A 14,493-nucleotide genomic window follows, 5' to 3' on the forward strand; every position below is an offset into this window, starting at 1 on the left:
TTCCTCTGGCGTTCCGGCGGCCCCCTCTTGACCTGGGCTTTTTCCAGGTCGGGGGGCCGTTGTCAGTGGGCTGCGGTAGCTTTCGTCGTGCTGGAACTCACAGCGGCGATGGGGGCGTTGAAATGAGTGACACCGCGACAAAGGCAGGTCTCGACGACCTGGAGAAGCACCGGGTCGAGCTGACCGGGTACTGCTACCGGATGCTGGGCTCGGCGTTCGAGGCCGAGGACGCCGTGCAGGACACGATGGTCCGGGCCTGGCGCAGCTTCGACAAGTTCGAGGGCCGCTCGTCGCTGCGCTCGTGGCTGTACCGCATCGCGACGAACGTGTGCCTCGACTCGCTGAACGCGGGGAACAAGCGGGCCCGCCCGATGGATCTGACGGCGGCGGCCCCGCTCGCCCAGGCCGCGCTCAACCCCCGCCCCGACAATGTGTGGCTCGAACCGATTCCGGACGCCCGCGTGCTGCCGACGCCGCACGACCCGGCGGAGGCGGCCGTGGCCCGGGAGTCGGTGCGGCTCGCGTTCGTCGCCGCGCTCCAGCAACTCCCGCCGAAGCAGCGGGCGGTGCTGATCCTGCGCGAGGTCCTGGCGTGGAAGGCCCAGGAGGTCGCCGACCTGCTGGACACATCGGTGGCCTCGGTGAACAGCGCGCTCCAGCGGGCGCGGGCGACGCTGGCGGAGGCCCCGCCCGCGGACTCCGCGACGGCGAATCCGCTCGACGAGGAGCAGCAGAAGCTCCTGGAGCGCTACATCGCGGCGTTCGAGGGCTACGACATGAAGGCGCTCACCGAGCTGCTCGCCGAGGACGCCATCATGACGATGCCGCCGTTCGACCTGTGGCTGCGCGGCCCCGAGGACATCACGGGCTTCATGACCACGATCGGCGCGTCCTGCGCGGGTTCGCGCCTGCTGCCGGTGGTGTCGAACGGGACGCCGGCGTTCGCCCACTACAAGCCGGATCCGGACAAGGGAGGCTTCACGCCCTGGGCGATCCAGGTCATCGAGTTCTCAGCGGGGCGGATCGCGGGGTATCACTGCTTCCTCGACACGCAGCGCTGGTTCCCGCTGTTCGGCGTCCCGGACCATCTCGACGCCTGACTCCCCGGCGGCGGGCGGCCCCAGGACTTCGGCCATTCCCGCGAGTTCGAGGAGTACGGCGAGTCCCGCGGGCGGGTCGCGGAGCACCATCCGTGACCCGGCGCGGCGGGCGGTGAGCTGCATCCGGGCGAGCGCGTCGAGGGTCGGGAGATCGGCGGTGGTCACACCGGAGACGTCGCAGGTCACGGCCGGTGCGCCGGGCAGGGCGGCGCGCAGGCGTTCGCACAGTCGGGGCGCGTCGCCCGAGCGGACGGGCCCGGCGAGCACCACGACGGGCGAGGACTCGGGAGGGAGCGAGGAATCGGCCACGTACGAATGACCGTGCGGCGGTGCGGAATTCATCGGTCCCGTCCGGATGCGGGTGCGTGGGCCGGATCACGTTGATTCGGATAGTGGATCAACGTTGACCGGCGGTCCGTCCGCGGCGGAGTCTTGACGTGTGCAGGGGGTACTCAACGGTTTCGCGGTCATCGTGATCGTCATCGCGGTCGGCTACGTCATCGGGCGGCGCGGCCACTTGGGCGCCGAGGGCCGCGAGGTCCTCACCAAGCTGACGTTCCATGTGGCGACACCCGCGCTGCTGTTCACGATGCTGGCCAAGGCGGACTTGGCGGTGATCCTGTCGCCGAGCCTGCTCGTCACCGCGCTCTCCACGGCGGCGATGGCCGGCCTGTTCATCGCGGTGGGTGTCGTACGCGGCTGGGGCGCGGGCCGGACCACGATCGGCGCGCTCTGCTCCAGCTATGTGAACTCGGGGAATCTGGGCATCCCGATCGCGGTGTACGTCCTCGGGGACGCCTCGCTCGTCGCCCCGGTGCTGCTCTTCCAGCAGCTCGTGGTGACGCCGGTGGCGCTGACGGTGCTCGACCTGACGGGGGCGTCGGCGACCGCCACGGAGCGGCTCTCGTGGGGGCAGCGGCTGCTGACCCCGTTCCGGAATCCGATCGCGATCGGCTCGCTGTGCGGGGTGCTGGTGTCGGCGACCGGCTGGACGGTGCCGTCCCCGATCTTCGATCCGCTGGAACTGATCGCGAACATGTCGGTCCCGGCGATCCTCATCGCGTTCGGGATCTCGCTGTGCGGGAGTTCCTGGCCGGGCGGCCGGGGCGCGGACCGGGTGCCGGTGCTGCTGTCGACGGTGCTGAAGGCGGTGGGCCAGCCGGTGGTGGCGTGGGCCCTTGCGTCCCTCGTATTCGGGCTGCACGGGGCGCGGCTGCTCGACGTCGTGGTGACGTCGGCGCTTCCGGCGGCCCAGAACATCTTCACGTACGCGAGCCACTACCGGGTGGGCGAGCGCCTGGCGCGGGAGTCCATCCTGCTGTCGACGATGGCGTCGGTGCCCGCGCTGGTCGTGGTGGCGGCGCTGCTGGGGTGACCGGCCCGGCGCCGGGACCGGCCACCCGGGGCCTGCCCGTCAGGCGATGCGCTCCAGCACGATGGGGCGTGCGGAGAAACCGGTCCCCGCGGGTGCGATGTCGTACGCGCCGTCCAACGCCTCCACGGCGTAGGGGATCCGCTCCGGCGTGTCCGTGTGCAGCGTCATGAGCACCTGCCCCGCGAAGACGGAGTCGCCCGGCTTGGCGTGCAGTTCCACGCCCGCCGCCGCCTGCACCGGGTCCTCCTTGCGGGAGCGGCCCGCGCCGAGGCGCCAGGCGGCGAGGCCCACGCCCATCGCGTCGAGGCGGGTGAGGACGCCGGACTCCGCCGCGGTGACCGTGTGCGTCTCGCGGGCCGTCGGCAGCGCCGCGTCCGGGTCGCCGCCCTGCGCCGCGATCATCCGCCGCCAGGCGTCCATCGCGCGGCCGTCGGCGAGCGCCTTCGCCGGGTCGACGTCCTTCAGGCCCGCCGCGTCGAGCATCTCGCGGGCGAGGGCGAGGGTCAGCTCGACGACGTCGGCGGGGCCGCCGCCCGCCAACACCTCGACGGATTCCCGGACTTCGAGCGCGTTGCCCGCGGTCAGGCCGAGCGGGGTGTTCATGTCGGTGACGAGGGCGACGGTCGGCAGCCCGTGGTCGGCGCCCAACCCGACCATCGTGCGCGCGAGTTCGCGGGCGGGGCCGATCTCCTTCATGAAGGCGCCGGAGCCGACCTTCACGTCCAGGACCAGTGAGCCCGTGCCCTCCGCGATCTTCTTCGACATGATCGAGGAGGCGATCAGCGGGATGCACTCCACGGTGGCCGTGACGTCGCGCAGCGCGTAGAGCTTCTTGTCGGCGGGGGCCAGGCCGCTGCCCGGCGCGCAGATGACCGCGCCGACGTCCTTCAGGGTGCGCATCATCTCGTCGTTGGTGATGTCCGCGCGCCAGCCGGGGATCGCCTCCAGCTTGTCGAGCGTGCCGCCGGTGTGGCCGAGGCCGCGCCCCGACAGCTGCGGCACGGCCGCGCCGCAGGCAGCGACGAGGGGCGCGAGCGGCAGAGTGATCTTGTCGCCGACGCCGCCGGTGGAGTGCTTGTCGGCGGCGGGCCGCGGCAGCACCGAGAAGTCCATCCGCTCCCCGGAGTTGATCATCGCGGCGGTCCACCGGGCGATCTCCGCGCGGTCCATCCCGTTCAGGAAGATCGCCATGGCCAGGGCCGACATCTGCTCGTCCGCGACCTCGCCGCGCGTATACGCGTCGACGACCCAGTCGATCTGCGCGTCCGTGAGGCGTCCGCGATCCCGCTTCGTACGGATGACGGAGATGACGTCCATGGCAAATCCTCCAACGGTTCGGCACAGCGCGGCGCACCCCGCCACGCTCCCACGGCACGGCGACTCTACGCGCATAGACGCTCCGCGTGAAGTGTCCCGCGGACCTCTCCGGGCCGTACCGTGGAGGCCGTGCAGGCCCGTGACCGACAGGAGATCGCCGTGCCCGAGACCGAGGCGCCCGCCACGACGGTGCGCGAGCTGCTCGACGAGCTGGCCGGGCTCGAGGACCCGAGGGCCCGCGCCGTCAACGAGCGGCACGGCGACGACCACGGCGTGAACCTGAGCAAGCTGCGGGCGATCGCCAAGCGCCTCAGGACGCGGCAGGACCTCGCGGTCGAGCTGTGGGACACCGGCGACACCGCGGCCCGGCTGCTCGCCCTCCTCGTCTGCCGGCCGAAGGCGTTCGAGGCGGGCGAGCTCGATGCGATGCTGCGGGCGGCCCGGGCTCCGAAGGTGCAGGACTGGCTGATCAATTACGTGGTGAAGAAGAGCCCGCACGCGGAGGCGCTGCGGCTCGCCTGGCTCGGCGACGAGGACCCGGTGGTCGCGGCCGCCGGGTGGGCGCTCACGGCGGACCGGGTGGTGAAGAAGCCGGAGGGGCTCGATCTGTCGGGGCTGCTCGATGTCGTCGAGGCGGAGATGAAGGATGCGCCGGACCGGTTGCAGTGGGCGATGAACACCTGCCTCGCGCAGCTCGGCATCGCGCATGCGGAGCACCGGGGGCGGGCGGTTGCGATCGGCGAGAGGCTCGGTGTGCTGGCGGATTATCCGGTGGCGGCGGGGTGTACGTCTCCGTATGCGCCGACGTGGATCGCGGAGATGGTGCGGAGGGGTGAGCGGGAGTCCTGATGCGCCGCGCCGGTCCTACGTCTCGGGGCTCTGCCCCGGACCCCGCGCCTCAATCGCCGTCGGGGCTTGATTGGCCTACCGGGACAGGTTCGCCTCCTCGTTGATGCGCGTCAGTTTGGTCGGGTTGCGGATCACGTAGATGTGGGTGATGCGGTCGTTGTCCACCACGACGCTCATCGCCGACGGTTCGCCGTCGAATTCGATGCGGGCCGCGGGGGCGGCGTTGAACCAGGCGGGGGCCGCCGCCAGGGTCGACACCTTGGCCTGCGCCGTCGCCAGCAGTTTCGCCACCACGTCGACGCCGTGCAGCGGGACCTTCGCCGCCGCCACGCGGCCGCCACCGTCGGCGATCATGACGACGTCGGGGGCCATGACCTCCATCAGGCCGTGGAGGTTGCCCGTGCGCAGGGCCGCCAGGAAGCGTTCCAGCACCGCCTGTTGCTCGGCGCGCGCCACCTTCACGCGCGGCTGCCGCGCCGCCACGTGGTCGCGGGCCCGCCGCGCGATCTGCCGCACGGTGGCCGCCGACTTGCCGACGGCCTCGGCGATCTCCCCGTACGGGACGTCGAAGGCCTCGCGCAGGACGAAGACCGCGCGTTCGGTGGGGCCGAGGGTTTCCAGGACCGTGAGGAGGGCGATCGACACGCTCTCCGCGAGTTCGGCGTCCTCCGCCACGTCGGGGCTGGTCAGGAGCGGTTCCGGGAGCCATTGGCCGACGTAGTCCTCGCGTCGGCGGGAGAGCGTGCGCAGGCGGTTGAGGGACTGGCGGGTGACGATCCGGACGAGGTACGCGCGCGGGTCGCGCACCTCGGTCCGGTCCGCGTCGGCCCACCGCAGCCAGGACTCCTGCAACACGTCCTCCGCGTCGGCCGCCGAGCCGAGCATCTCGTAGGCGACCGTGAAGAGCAGGCTGCGGTGGGTGACGAAGGGGTCGTCCGTCGGGTTCTCCATCAAGAACGCTTCTCCAGTGGGATCTCGCACGCCTCCGAGAAGCCCTGCGAGCTGATGCCGTGGGCCGTGTTGCCGCGCGTCGAGAAGTTGACGAAGGCGATGTACGTGGTGAGTTCGACCATCGCCGCCGGGCCGAGCCGGTCCAGCAGGCCCGCGTACAGCTCGTCCGTGACCGTGGGCGGGGTGTTGGTCATGGCCTCGGCGTACTCCATGACGTCCCGCTCCAGCGGCGTGAAGACGTCGGAGGTGCGCCAGCGCGGGACCTGGCTGGCCTTCTTCAGGTCCAGGTTCTCGTTCCGGGCCTGGAAGTAGCCGACGTCGAGGCACCAGCTGCAACCGACCTGGGCCGAGACCGCCATGTGCGCGAACGACTTGAGGGTCTCGTCGGCCGCGTCCCACTGGGCGACCTGGCGGCCGAGACCGAGGCCGTCCTGGGCGACCTTCGGGTTGTGCCAGAGCACTTCGGCGGGCTCCATGACCGCGCCGAGCTGGTCGACCATGCCCTGCTTCAGTTCCTCGGGGAGTTCCGCCTTCGCGATGCGCAGCGCCATCGTGTCCGACCTCCTGGGCCGTTCGTCGGCCGGGCTGCTCCCGGCCGTTCGACATGAAGACACCGAAGGGCCCGCGCGTGTGACATCCACATCCGCGCGGGCCCCTCGCACAGGCACTCAGCCGAGGTTCTCCGGGCCGAACGCCTCCGGCAGCATCTCCCCCAGCGTCCGCACCCCCGCCACCGTCTCCATCAGGAGCCCCGCGCCCCCGAACTCGTACAGCAGCTGCCGGCAGCGGCCGCACGGCATCAGCAGCTCGCCCTTGCCGTCCACGCACGTGAAGTGGGTGAGGCGGCCGCCGCCCGAGGCGACCAGCTGCGAGACGAGGCCGCACTCCGCGCACAGGCCGAGGCCGTACGAGGCGTTCTCGACGTTGCAGCCGGAGACCGTGCGGCCGTCGTCCACCAAAGCCGCGGCGCCGACCGGGAATCCCGAGTACGGGGCGTACGCGCGGGACATCGCCTCGCGAGCCGCCGCTCTCAGGTGGTCCCAGTCGACCGTCATGTGCCCTGTCCCTTCCGGTACGGCTTGCCGTTCGCCTTCGGCATGCGCAGGCGCTGTGCCGAGAGTGCCAGGACGAGCATGGTCAGGACGTACGGCATGGCCGTGGCGACCTGGCTCGGTACCGAATCGGTGGAGGAGTACCAGAAGAAGAGGAGGACCGAGACAGCCAGGGTGACGACCGCGCCCACGTACTTCTTCTTCCAGATCAGCCAGGCCACCGCGAGGAGCGCCAAGATCGCGATCAGCAGGAGCAGGGCGTGTGTGTTCTCCGTGCCGCCGCGCACCTTGAGGGTGTCGCTGTAGCCGAACAGGCCCGCGCCCAGGGCGAGTCCGCCCGGCATCCAGTTGCCGAAGATCATCGCGGCGAGGCCGATGTAGCCGCGGCCGCCGGTCTGGCCCTCCAGGTAGTAGTTGGAGGAGACCATCGACAGGAACGCGCCGCCGAGGCCCGCGAGGGCGCCGGAGACGATCACGGCCACGTACTTGTACTTGATGACGTTGACGCCGAGGGACTCGGCCGCGACCGGGTTCTCGCCGCAGGACCGCAGCCGCAGGCCGAACGAGGTGCGCCACAGGATCCACCACGACGCGGGGACGAGGAGCACCGCGATCAGGGTCAGCCAGGACACGCCCGTCATGACGCCGCCGAGCAGGCCCGCGATGTCCGAGATCAGGAACCAGCCCTGCTTGTTGAGGTCGGCGAGGGCGTCCGCGAGGCCGGGGACGGTGAACTCCCCCAGCGAGGGCACGGCGGGCGACTGGCGGGAGGTGGCGCCCTCCATGCCGTCGTACATCAGGACGGACAGATAGCGGGTGGCGCCGAGGGCGAGGATGTTGATGGCCACACCGGAGACGATGTGGTTGACGTTGAAGGTGACGGTGGCGAGGGCGTGCACCAGGCCGCCGAGCGCGCCGCCGATCAGGGCGGCGATCACTCCGACCCAGGGGCCCCACTGGTAGCCGGCCCAGGCGCCGAACCAGGTGCCGAGGATCAGCATGCCTTCGAGGCCGATGTTGACGACGCCCGCGCGCTCCGCCCACAGGCCGCCGAGGCCCGCCATGCCGATGGGTACGGCGAGTTGGAGCGCGGTCGACATCTGGCTGACGGAGGTGAGGCCGTTGGCGTCGGTGATCAGGCGGACCGCGGAGACCAGGCAGAGCAGGCCCGCGATGACCAGGAGCAGGACAGGAAGGCTGAGCTTGCGCCGCGCCGTGGGCGCGGCGGGCTTGTCGAGGACGGGAGCCGTACTCATCGGGCGGCCACCTCCGGCTTCTTGTCGTTGTTGTCGGAGGCGGTGAGCACATGGCCCGCGGCGAGTTCGGCGCCGACGCGCTGCTGCTGGCGGCGGGTGCCCCAGACGCGGACGGCCTCGTAGGAGACGACGACGGCGATCACGATGAGGCCCTGCATGATCGTGGCGATCTCCGAGCTGTAGCCCTGGAGGTCCAGCGGGTCGGCCGCGTTGAACAGCCAGGACAGGAGCAGCGAGGCCAGCGCCATGCCGACCGGGCTGTTGCGGCCGAGCAGCGCCACCGTGATCGCGTTGAAGCCCAGCGCGGCCGGGAACGAGTCGGAGAAGGTGTGCGTCGAGCCGAGCAGCGTCGGCAGCCCGGCGAGACCGGCGACGGCACCCGAGAGGAGCATGGCCGTGAGGACCATCTTCTTCGCCGATACGCCGGAGGCGGCGGCCGCGGTGTCGGAGGCGCCGGAGGCCCGCAGGTCGAAGCCGAAGCGGGTGCGGTTCAGCATCACCCAGTAGACGACGCCCAGGGCGACCGCGACGAAGACGAAGCCGTAGATGGTGCCGACCGCGTCGCCCAGGTTGATGCCGGGGAACCAGCCGGCCTTGTCCATCTCGCCGGTGGTGCGGTTGTTGCCGACGGCGACGCCGAAGGCGTCCTCCAGGGTGAGGTAGGCGATGACCGAGGCCGCGATCGAGTTCAGCATGATCGTGGAGACGACCTCGCTGACGCCGCGGGTCACCTTGAGGATGCCCGCGATGCCGGACCAGATCGCGCCGGTCAGGGCCGCCGACAGGATCAGCAGCGGGATCTGGAGGAAGGCGGGGAACGCGATGTGCGCGCCGACGATGGCGGCGACACAGGCGGAGAGGCGGTACTGGCCCTCGACGCCGATGTTGAAGAGGTTCATCCGAAAGCCGATGGCCACGGCGAGCGCGCCGACGTAGAGGCCCGCGGCGTCATTGATGATGAGCACCTGGACGTCGGAGAACGTCGCCTGCTCGAACATGATCGAGAACGGCTCGACCGGGTTCTCGCCGGAGGCCGCGAGCACGACCGCGGTCAGGGCGAACGCCACGACCAGGGCGATGACCGGTCCGGCCACCGCGAGCAGGATCCGCTCCGTGTCGATGGCGGCCCAGCGCTTACTGGTGTTCATGATCAGGCACCGTCTTCCGTGTGCTCCAGGTGGCCCGAGGCCGCACCGGTCATGGCGGATCCCAGCTCCTCCGGGGTGATGGCGGCCGGGTCGGCGTCGGCGACGAGGCGGCCGTCGTAGATGACCCGGAGAGTGTCGGAGAGGCCGATCAGCTCGTCGAGGTCGGCCGAGATGAGCAGCACCGCGAGCCCCTCGTGGCGGGCCGCCCGGATCTGGTCCCAGATCTGCGCCTGCGCGCCGACGTCCACACCGCGGGTGGGGTGGGCGGCGATCAGGAACTTCGGGTCGTGGCTCATCTCCCGGCCGACGATCAGCTTCTGCTGGTTGCCGCCGGACAGCGAGTCCGCGGTGACGTCGATGCCGGGGGTGCGGACGTCGTACTCCTTGACGATCCGCTCGGTGTCGGCCTGCGCGGCCTTCGGGTCGAGCCAGAAGCCCTTGCTGTTGGGCCGCTCGGTGACATGGCCGAGCATCCGGTTCTCCCAGAGCGGGGCGCTCAGGACGAGGCCGTGGCGGTGCCGGTCCTCGGGGATGTAGCCGATGCCGGACTCGCGGCGCCTGCGGGTGGCCCAGGAGGTGATCTCCTCGCCGAGCAGCTTGATGGTGCCGCTGTCCGCGTGCTCCAGGCCGATCAGGGCCTCGATCAGCTCGGTCTGCCCGTTGCCCTCGACGCCCGCGAGGCCGAGCACTTCACCGGCGTGGATGGTGAAGGTGATGCCGTCGAGGAGCGGCTTGCCGCCGTGCGGCGCCGCGAGACGCAGCTCGTCGACCTCGACGACCGGGCGGTCGGTGACGGTGGACTCCGCCGTCTCCGGGGTGGGCAGTTCGCTGCCGACCATCAGCTCGGCGAGCTGCTTCGACGTGGTCTCGGCGGGAACCGCCGTGCCGACCGTCGTGCCGCGCCGGATGACGGTGATCTCGTCGGCCACGGAGAGGACTTCGCCGAGCTTGTGCGAGATGAAGATGACGGACAGGCCCTCGGCCTTGAGCCCGCGCAGGTTGTCGAAGAGCGCGTCGACCTCCTGCGGGACGAGCACGGCCGTCGGCTCGTCGAGGATCAGGGTGGTGGCGCCGCGGTAGAGGACCTTGAGGATCTCCACGCGCTGCCGGTCGGCGACACCGAGGTCCTCGACGAGGACGTCGGGGCGCACCCCGAGGCCGTAACGCTCGGATATCTCCAGGATCTTGCGGCGGGCCTTGCCGCCGATCCCGTACAGCTTCTCGCTGCCGAGGACGACGTTCTCCAGGACGGTGAGGTTGTCCGCGAGCATGAAGTGCTGGTGGACCATGCCGATGCCGCGGGCGATGGCGTCGGCGGGCGAGGAGTAGGAGACCTGCTCCCCGGCGATGGTGATGGTGCCCTCGTCCGGCTTCTGCATGCCGTAGAGGATCTTCATCAGGGTGGACTTGCCCGCCCCGTTCTCCCCCACCAGGGCGTGCACGGTGCCCTTGTGGACGGTGAGGCGGATGTCGTGGTTGGCGACCACACCGGGGAACCGCTTGGTGATGCCCTTGAGTTCCACGGCGACGGTGGTGGGAGGGGAGCTTGACGTGGCGATGGCGCACTCTCCTGGGGAAGGGGGTCGCCTACACGCGTAGCGCCCCAACAGCGGTGTGCGAGAAGTGAGTTCGAGCAGGATCGCAGATGAAGGGCGCGGGGAAGAAGGCTCCTCCCAAGGAGAACCGCTCACCCCGCGCCCTGCTTTTCCCTCGTGTTACTTCTGGGGCTTCTCCGGCACCTTGACGGAGCCGTCGACGATGCCCTGCTCGGCCTTCTTCAGGGCCGCCTGGAGCTTGGAGTCGCTCTTGAACTCCGGGTTGGAGTCGGCGAGCGAGACCTCGCCGGACTTCAGGTCGCCGGTGACGACACCGGTCTCCGGCTTGCCGTCCTCGACGGACTTCGCCAGGTTGAGGATCGCCTTGGCGACGTCCTTGGTGGCGGAGGTGATGATGTACTTCTTGTACTTCTTCAGCGGGGCCTGCGCGTACTGGTCGGAGTCCACGCCGATCGCGTACGCCTTCTCTGCGGCGGCCGCCTCGATGACGCCCTGACCCGACAGGCCGGCCGCGTGGTAGACGACGTCGGCGCCGTCCTCCAGCTGCTTCTCGGCGGCGGCCTTGCCGAGGTCCGGCGAGGCGAAGCCCTTGGCGGGGTCCTCGTCGAGGTACTGCACCTCGACCTTGACGCCCTTCTTGGTGTCCTTCACGCCCTGCTCGAAGCCCGCCTGGAACTTGTTGATCAGCGCGTTGTCGACGCCGCCGACGAAGCCGACCGTGTCGGACCTGGTCTTCAGGGCGGCGGTGACACCGGCGAGGTAGGAGACCTCGTTCTCCTGGAAGACCAGGTCGGCGATGTTGTCGCCCTTGGCGGTCGCGTCGTCGACGATGCCGAAGGTGGTCTTCGGGTACTTCGCCGCGGCCTCCTTGACGGCGGGGGCGTACGCGTAGCCGATGCCGACGACCGGGTTGTAGCCCATCTTCGCCAGCTGCACGAGGCGCTGGGTCTTGTCGTCGTCGGACTCGCCGTCCTTCGGCTCCTGGTCGGCGACCTGGTAGCCGAACTCCTTCTTGGCCTGGCGGAGGCCGTCGTAGGCGGCGTCGTTGAACGACTGGTCGCCCTTGCCGCCGACGTCGTAGGCGATGGCGAGGCCCTTTTCCTTGCCACCGTCGGAGGACGACTGGGCGTCCGACGAGGTGCCGCCGCAGGCGGAGAGGGCGAGGGCGAGCGAGGCGGTCGCGGTGCCTGCGACCGCTATACGGGAAACCCGGCGCATGAGAAGTGCTCCTTCGTACAAGCGCCGGAACAGCAGGGGGCCGACGCTGAGTTCGCCGCAGAGTAACGCGCGTAGACCTGACAGAGAACCCTGGTTGTCCAGACTGTTATCGACGGGGGTACGAGGCCGTATACGGCCGGGTTTGCGGTGCCGCCGGCCGGGTCCGGCCGACGGCACCGTGCGGATCGGGCTCAGCCCGTCCGGGTCACTGCTTCGCCGGCTTCGTCCGCACCTTGATCGAACCGCCGACGATGCCCTCCTTGGCCTTGGCGACCGCGTCCGAGAGACCGGCGATCTCCTTGAACTTCGGGTTGGACTCCGAGGCCCCCACGCCGTCGACCTTGAGGTCGAAGGTCTGCACCCCGGTCAGCGGCTTTCCGTCCTCGACGGACTTGGCCAGCGAGTACACGGACTCGCCGACCTCCTTGAGTGCCGAGGTGAGGATGTAGTCCTTGTACTTGGCGAGGGTCTTCTGCTTGTACTGGTCGGAGTCGACGCCGATGACCCACTTCTTCTGCTCGGCGGCCGCCTTGATGACGCCCTGCCCGGACAGGCCGGCCGCGTGGTAGATCACGTCGGCGCCGTCCTCCAGCTGCTTCTCGGCGGCGGCCTTGCCGAGGTCCGGCGAGGCGAAGCCCTTGGCGGGGTCCTCGTCGAGGTACTGCACCTCGACCTTGACGCCCTTCTTGGTGTCCTCGACGCCCTGCTCGAAGCCGGCCTCGAACTTGTTGATCAGTTCGTTGTCGACGCCGCCGACGAAGCCCACGTGGTCGGACTTGGTGGCCTTGGCCGCGGCGACACCGGCCAGGTAGGAGGACTCGTTCTCGGCGAAGACCAGGGAGGCCACGTTCTTGCCCTCGACGACCGAGTCGACGATGCCGAAGGTCGTCTTCGGGTACTTCTTCGCGGCTTCCTTCATCGCGGGGCCGTAGGCGTAGCCGATGCCGACGACCGGGTTGTAGCCGGCCTTCGCGAGATTCGCGAGCCGCTGCGCCTTGTCGTCGTCGGACTCGCCGTCCTTCGGCTCCTGGTCGGCGGTCTTGTAGCCGAACTCCTTCTTCGCCTTGAGCATGCCCTCGTAGGCGGAGTCGTTGAACGACTGGTCGCCCTTGCCGCCGACGTCGTACGCGATGGCGAGGCCGAGCTTCTCGCCGCTCTTGTCGCCGCCACCGCCCTTCTCGCTGCTGGTGCCGCCACAGGCGGTGGCGGCGAGCGCCAGGCCGGTGATGCCTACGGCCATCTTCGTGAGCCGCGGTATTCGACGCATCAGAACTCCCCATTCGTCCAACACGCCTTGTATGGCGCCCAGTTCGGCGCACCATAACGCGCGTAGAAATCTGGAGGAATGGGCTTGCGGGGGCCGTTACCGATTCGTGCCGGACCCCCGTTACGTCGCGGTTAACCGTCCAGCAGCGCCGCGGCCGTGAAGAGTTCCACGCCGACCGTGATCGCGGACTCGTCGACGTCGAAGTCGCCCTGGTGGAGGTCGCGGGACCCCCGGTCGCCCGGCGGCTTCACGCCGAGGCGGGCCATCGCGCCCGGGACGTGCTCCAGGTACCAGGAGAAGTCCTCGCCGCCGAGGCTCTGCTGGGTGTCCTCGACCGAGTCGGGACCGCGGCGGGCCGCCATCGCGTCGCGCAACAGGTCCGTGACCACCGGGTCGTTGACCACCGGGGGAACCCCGCGGATGTAGTTGACCACCGGCTTCGCGCGGTACAGGTCGGCGATCTCCTGGATGGCGCCGTGCACGAGGTCGGGCGCCTGCCGCCACGCGTCCAGGTCGAGGCAGCGCACCGTGCCGGACAGCTCGGCGTGCTGCGGGATCACGTTGCACGCGTGGCCCGTCTCCAGGCGGCCCCACGTCACGGCGAGCCCCGAGCGCGCGTCGACACGGCGGGCGACGAGCGCCGGGACCTCCGTGGCGACCTTGGCCGCGGCCGTGACCAGGTCCGTGGTCAGGTGCGGGCGCGCCGTGTGCCCGCCGGGGCCGTCGAGGGTGACCTCCAGGCGGTCGCAGGCCGAGGTGATGGGGCCGGGGCGGATCCCGATGCGGCCCGCGTCGACCTTCGGGTCGCAGTGCACGCCGATGATGCCGCGCACGCCGTCCAGGACCCCGCACTCGATCGCGTCGGGCGCGCCGCCGGGCAGCACCTCCTCCGCCGGCTGGAACAGCAGCCGTACGGGGTGCGGCAGCAGGCCCTTGCTGTGCAGGTCGGCCAGGACGAGGCCCGCGCCGAGCACGACCGTGGTGTGCACGTCGTGCCCGCACGCGTGCGCCCGGTCCGGCACCGTCGACCGGTACGCGCAGTCCGTCTTGGTGTCCGGGATCGGCAGCGCGTCGATGTCCGCGCGCAGCGCGAGCATGCCGCGCCCGCCGCGCCACTCGCCGTCCTCGGTGCCGATGTCACAGATGAGGCCGGTCCCCATGCCGAGCAGGCGCGGCGCGAGCCCCGCCTTCTCGAGGCGGGTCTTGAGCGCCGCGGTGGTGCGGAACTCCTGATTGCCCAGCTCGGGGTGCATGTGCAGATCGCGCCGGAACGCGACGAGTTCGGCGCGGAGCGCCTCGGGCAGCGCACCCGGAAGTGCGGTGCCCGGCACGGATTCCCCGGGCTTGTCGGCCTCTGACTCACGGGACTTCAACTGGTTCACCCTCTGAAGGGTAGGGCGACGC

General features: G+C 70.4%; 14 protein-coding genes. 3 read left to right on the forward strand and 11 right to left on the reverse strand.

Features of this window, described 5'->3' with window-relative positions; genetic code table 11:
• Positions 1–122: 122 nt before the first annotated feature.
• Positions 123–1,100 carry a sigma-70 family RNA polymerase sigma factor gene (locus tag ACNYS0_RS16420; protein WP_422474431.1) on the forward strand — a complete coding sequence of 326 codons (978 nt, stop codon included), beginning with the start codon at positions 123–125 and terminating at the stop codon, positions 1,098–1,100.
• Here ACNYS0_RS16420 and ACNYS0_RS16425 read toward each other — a convergent pair.
• A complete protein-coding gene (locus ACNYS0_RS16425) occupies positions 1,011–1,442 on the reverse strand; it encodes an STAS domain-containing protein (protein ID WP_422474433.1) in 432 nt (143 codons plus the stop codon). The two genes, ACNYS0_RS16420 and ACNYS0_RS16425, sit on opposite strands and share 90 nt — an antisense overlap.
• Before the next feature lie 97 nt (positions 1,443–1,539).
• On the opposite strand from ACNYS0_RS16425, the gene ACNYS0_RS16430 reads away from it, so the two are divergent.
• A complete protein-coding gene (locus tag ACNYS0_RS16430; RefSeq protein ID WP_422474435.1) occupies positions 1,540–2,475 on the forward strand; it encodes an AEC family transporter in 936 nt (311 codons plus the stop codon).
• A 39-nt stretch (positions 2,476–2,514) separates the two neighbouring features.
• Here ACNYS0_RS16430 and ACNYS0_RS16435 read toward each other — a convergent pair whose 3' ends face one another.
• Positions 2,515–3,792 (reverse strand): thymidine phosphorylase, encoded by a 1,278-nt coding sequence (locus ACNYS0_RS16435; RefSeq protein ID WP_422474436.1) that lies wholly within the window; start codon positions 3,790–3,792, stop codon positions 2,515–2,517.
• A 159-nt stretch (positions 3,793–3,951) separates the two neighbouring features.
• Between ACNYS0_RS16435 and ACNYS0_RS16440 the strand changes: the two genes are divergently transcribed.
• Positions 3,952–4,641: a DNA alkylation repair protein gene (locus ACNYS0_RS16440; RefSeq protein WP_422482671.1), complete on the forward strand. Its 690-nt coding sequence runs from the start codon at positions 3,952–3,954 to the stop codon at positions 4,639–4,641.
• Between the two features lie 75 nt (positions 4,642–4,716).
• Here the strand turns inward: ACNYS0_RS16440 and ACNYS0_RS16445 are convergent, their stop codons facing one another.
• From ACNYS0_RS16445 to ACNYS0_RS16485, 9 genes are all read right to left on the reverse strand, one after another.
• The gene (locus ACNYS0_RS16445) at positions 4,717–5,592 is read right to left on the reverse strand and encodes an RNA polymerase sigma-70 factor (protein WP_422474438.1); all 876 of its coding nucleotides are present in this window, start codon (positions 5,590–5,592) and stop codon (positions 4,717–4,719) included.
• Complete coding sequence (locus ACNYS0_RS16450) at positions 5,592–6,143, reverse strand: carboxymuconolactone decarboxylase family protein (protein ID WP_422474440.1); 552 nt, start codon at positions 6,141–6,143, stop codon at positions 5,592–5,594. The genes ACNYS0_RS16445 and ACNYS0_RS16450 overlap by 1 nt, the downstream gene beginning before the upstream one ends.
• Positions 6,144–6,260: 117 nt before the next feature.
• A complete protein-coding gene (locus ACNYS0_RS16455) occupies positions 6,261–6,647 on the reverse strand; it encodes a cytidine deaminase (protein WP_422474442.1) in 387 nt (128 codons plus the stop codon).
• Positions 6,644–7,900 (reverse strand): ABC transporter permease, encoded by a 1,257-nt coding sequence (locus ACNYS0_RS16460; RefSeq protein WP_422474444.1) that lies wholly within the window; start codon positions 7,898–7,900, stop codon positions 6,644–6,646. The genes ACNYS0_RS16455 and ACNYS0_RS16460 overlap by 4 nt, the downstream gene beginning before the upstream one ends.
• Positions 7,897–9,048 carry an ABC transporter permease gene (locus ACNYS0_RS16465; RefSeq protein ID WP_422474445.1) on the reverse strand — a complete coding sequence of 384 codons (1,152 nt, stop codon included), beginning with the start codon at positions 9,046–9,048 and terminating at the stop codon, positions 7,897–7,899. Before ACNYS0_RS16465 ends, ACNYS0_RS16460 begins: the two co-directional genes overlap by 4 nt.
• Positions 9,049–9,050: 2 nt before the next feature.
• Positions 9,051–10,607, reverse strand: coding sequence for an ABC transporter ATP-binding protein (locus ACNYS0_RS16470; RefSeq protein ID WP_422482673.1), 1,557 nt, complete (start codon positions 10,605–10,607; stop codon positions 9,051–9,053).
• A gap of 156 nt (positions 10,608–10,763) precedes the next feature.
• On the reverse strand, positions 10,764–11,822 hold the full coding sequence (locus ACNYS0_RS16475; RefSeq protein ID WP_422474447.1) for a BMP family lipoprotein: 1,059 nt from the start codon (positions 11,820–11,822) through the stop codon (positions 10,764–10,766).
• A 205-nt stretch (positions 11,823–12,027) separates the two neighbouring features.
• Complete coding sequence (locus ACNYS0_RS16480; protein WP_422474449.1) at positions 12,028–13,089, reverse strand: BMP family lipoprotein; 1,062 nt, start codon at positions 13,087–13,089, stop codon at positions 12,028–12,030.
• 131 nt (positions 13,090–13,220) lie between these two features.
• Positions 13,221–14,471 (reverse strand): amidohydrolase, encoded by a 1,251-nt coding sequence (locus ACNYS0_RS16485; protein ID WP_422474451.1) that lies wholly within the window; start codon positions 14,469–14,471, stop codon positions 13,221–13,223.
• Between the last annotated feature and the right edge of the window lie 22 nt (positions 14,472–14,493).

The organism is Streptomyces anthophorae (assembly GCF_049310305.1).
In the GTDB taxonomy this organism is placed as follows: domain Bacteria; phylum Actinomycetota; class Actinomycetes; order Streptomycetales; family Streptomycetaceae; genus Streptomyces.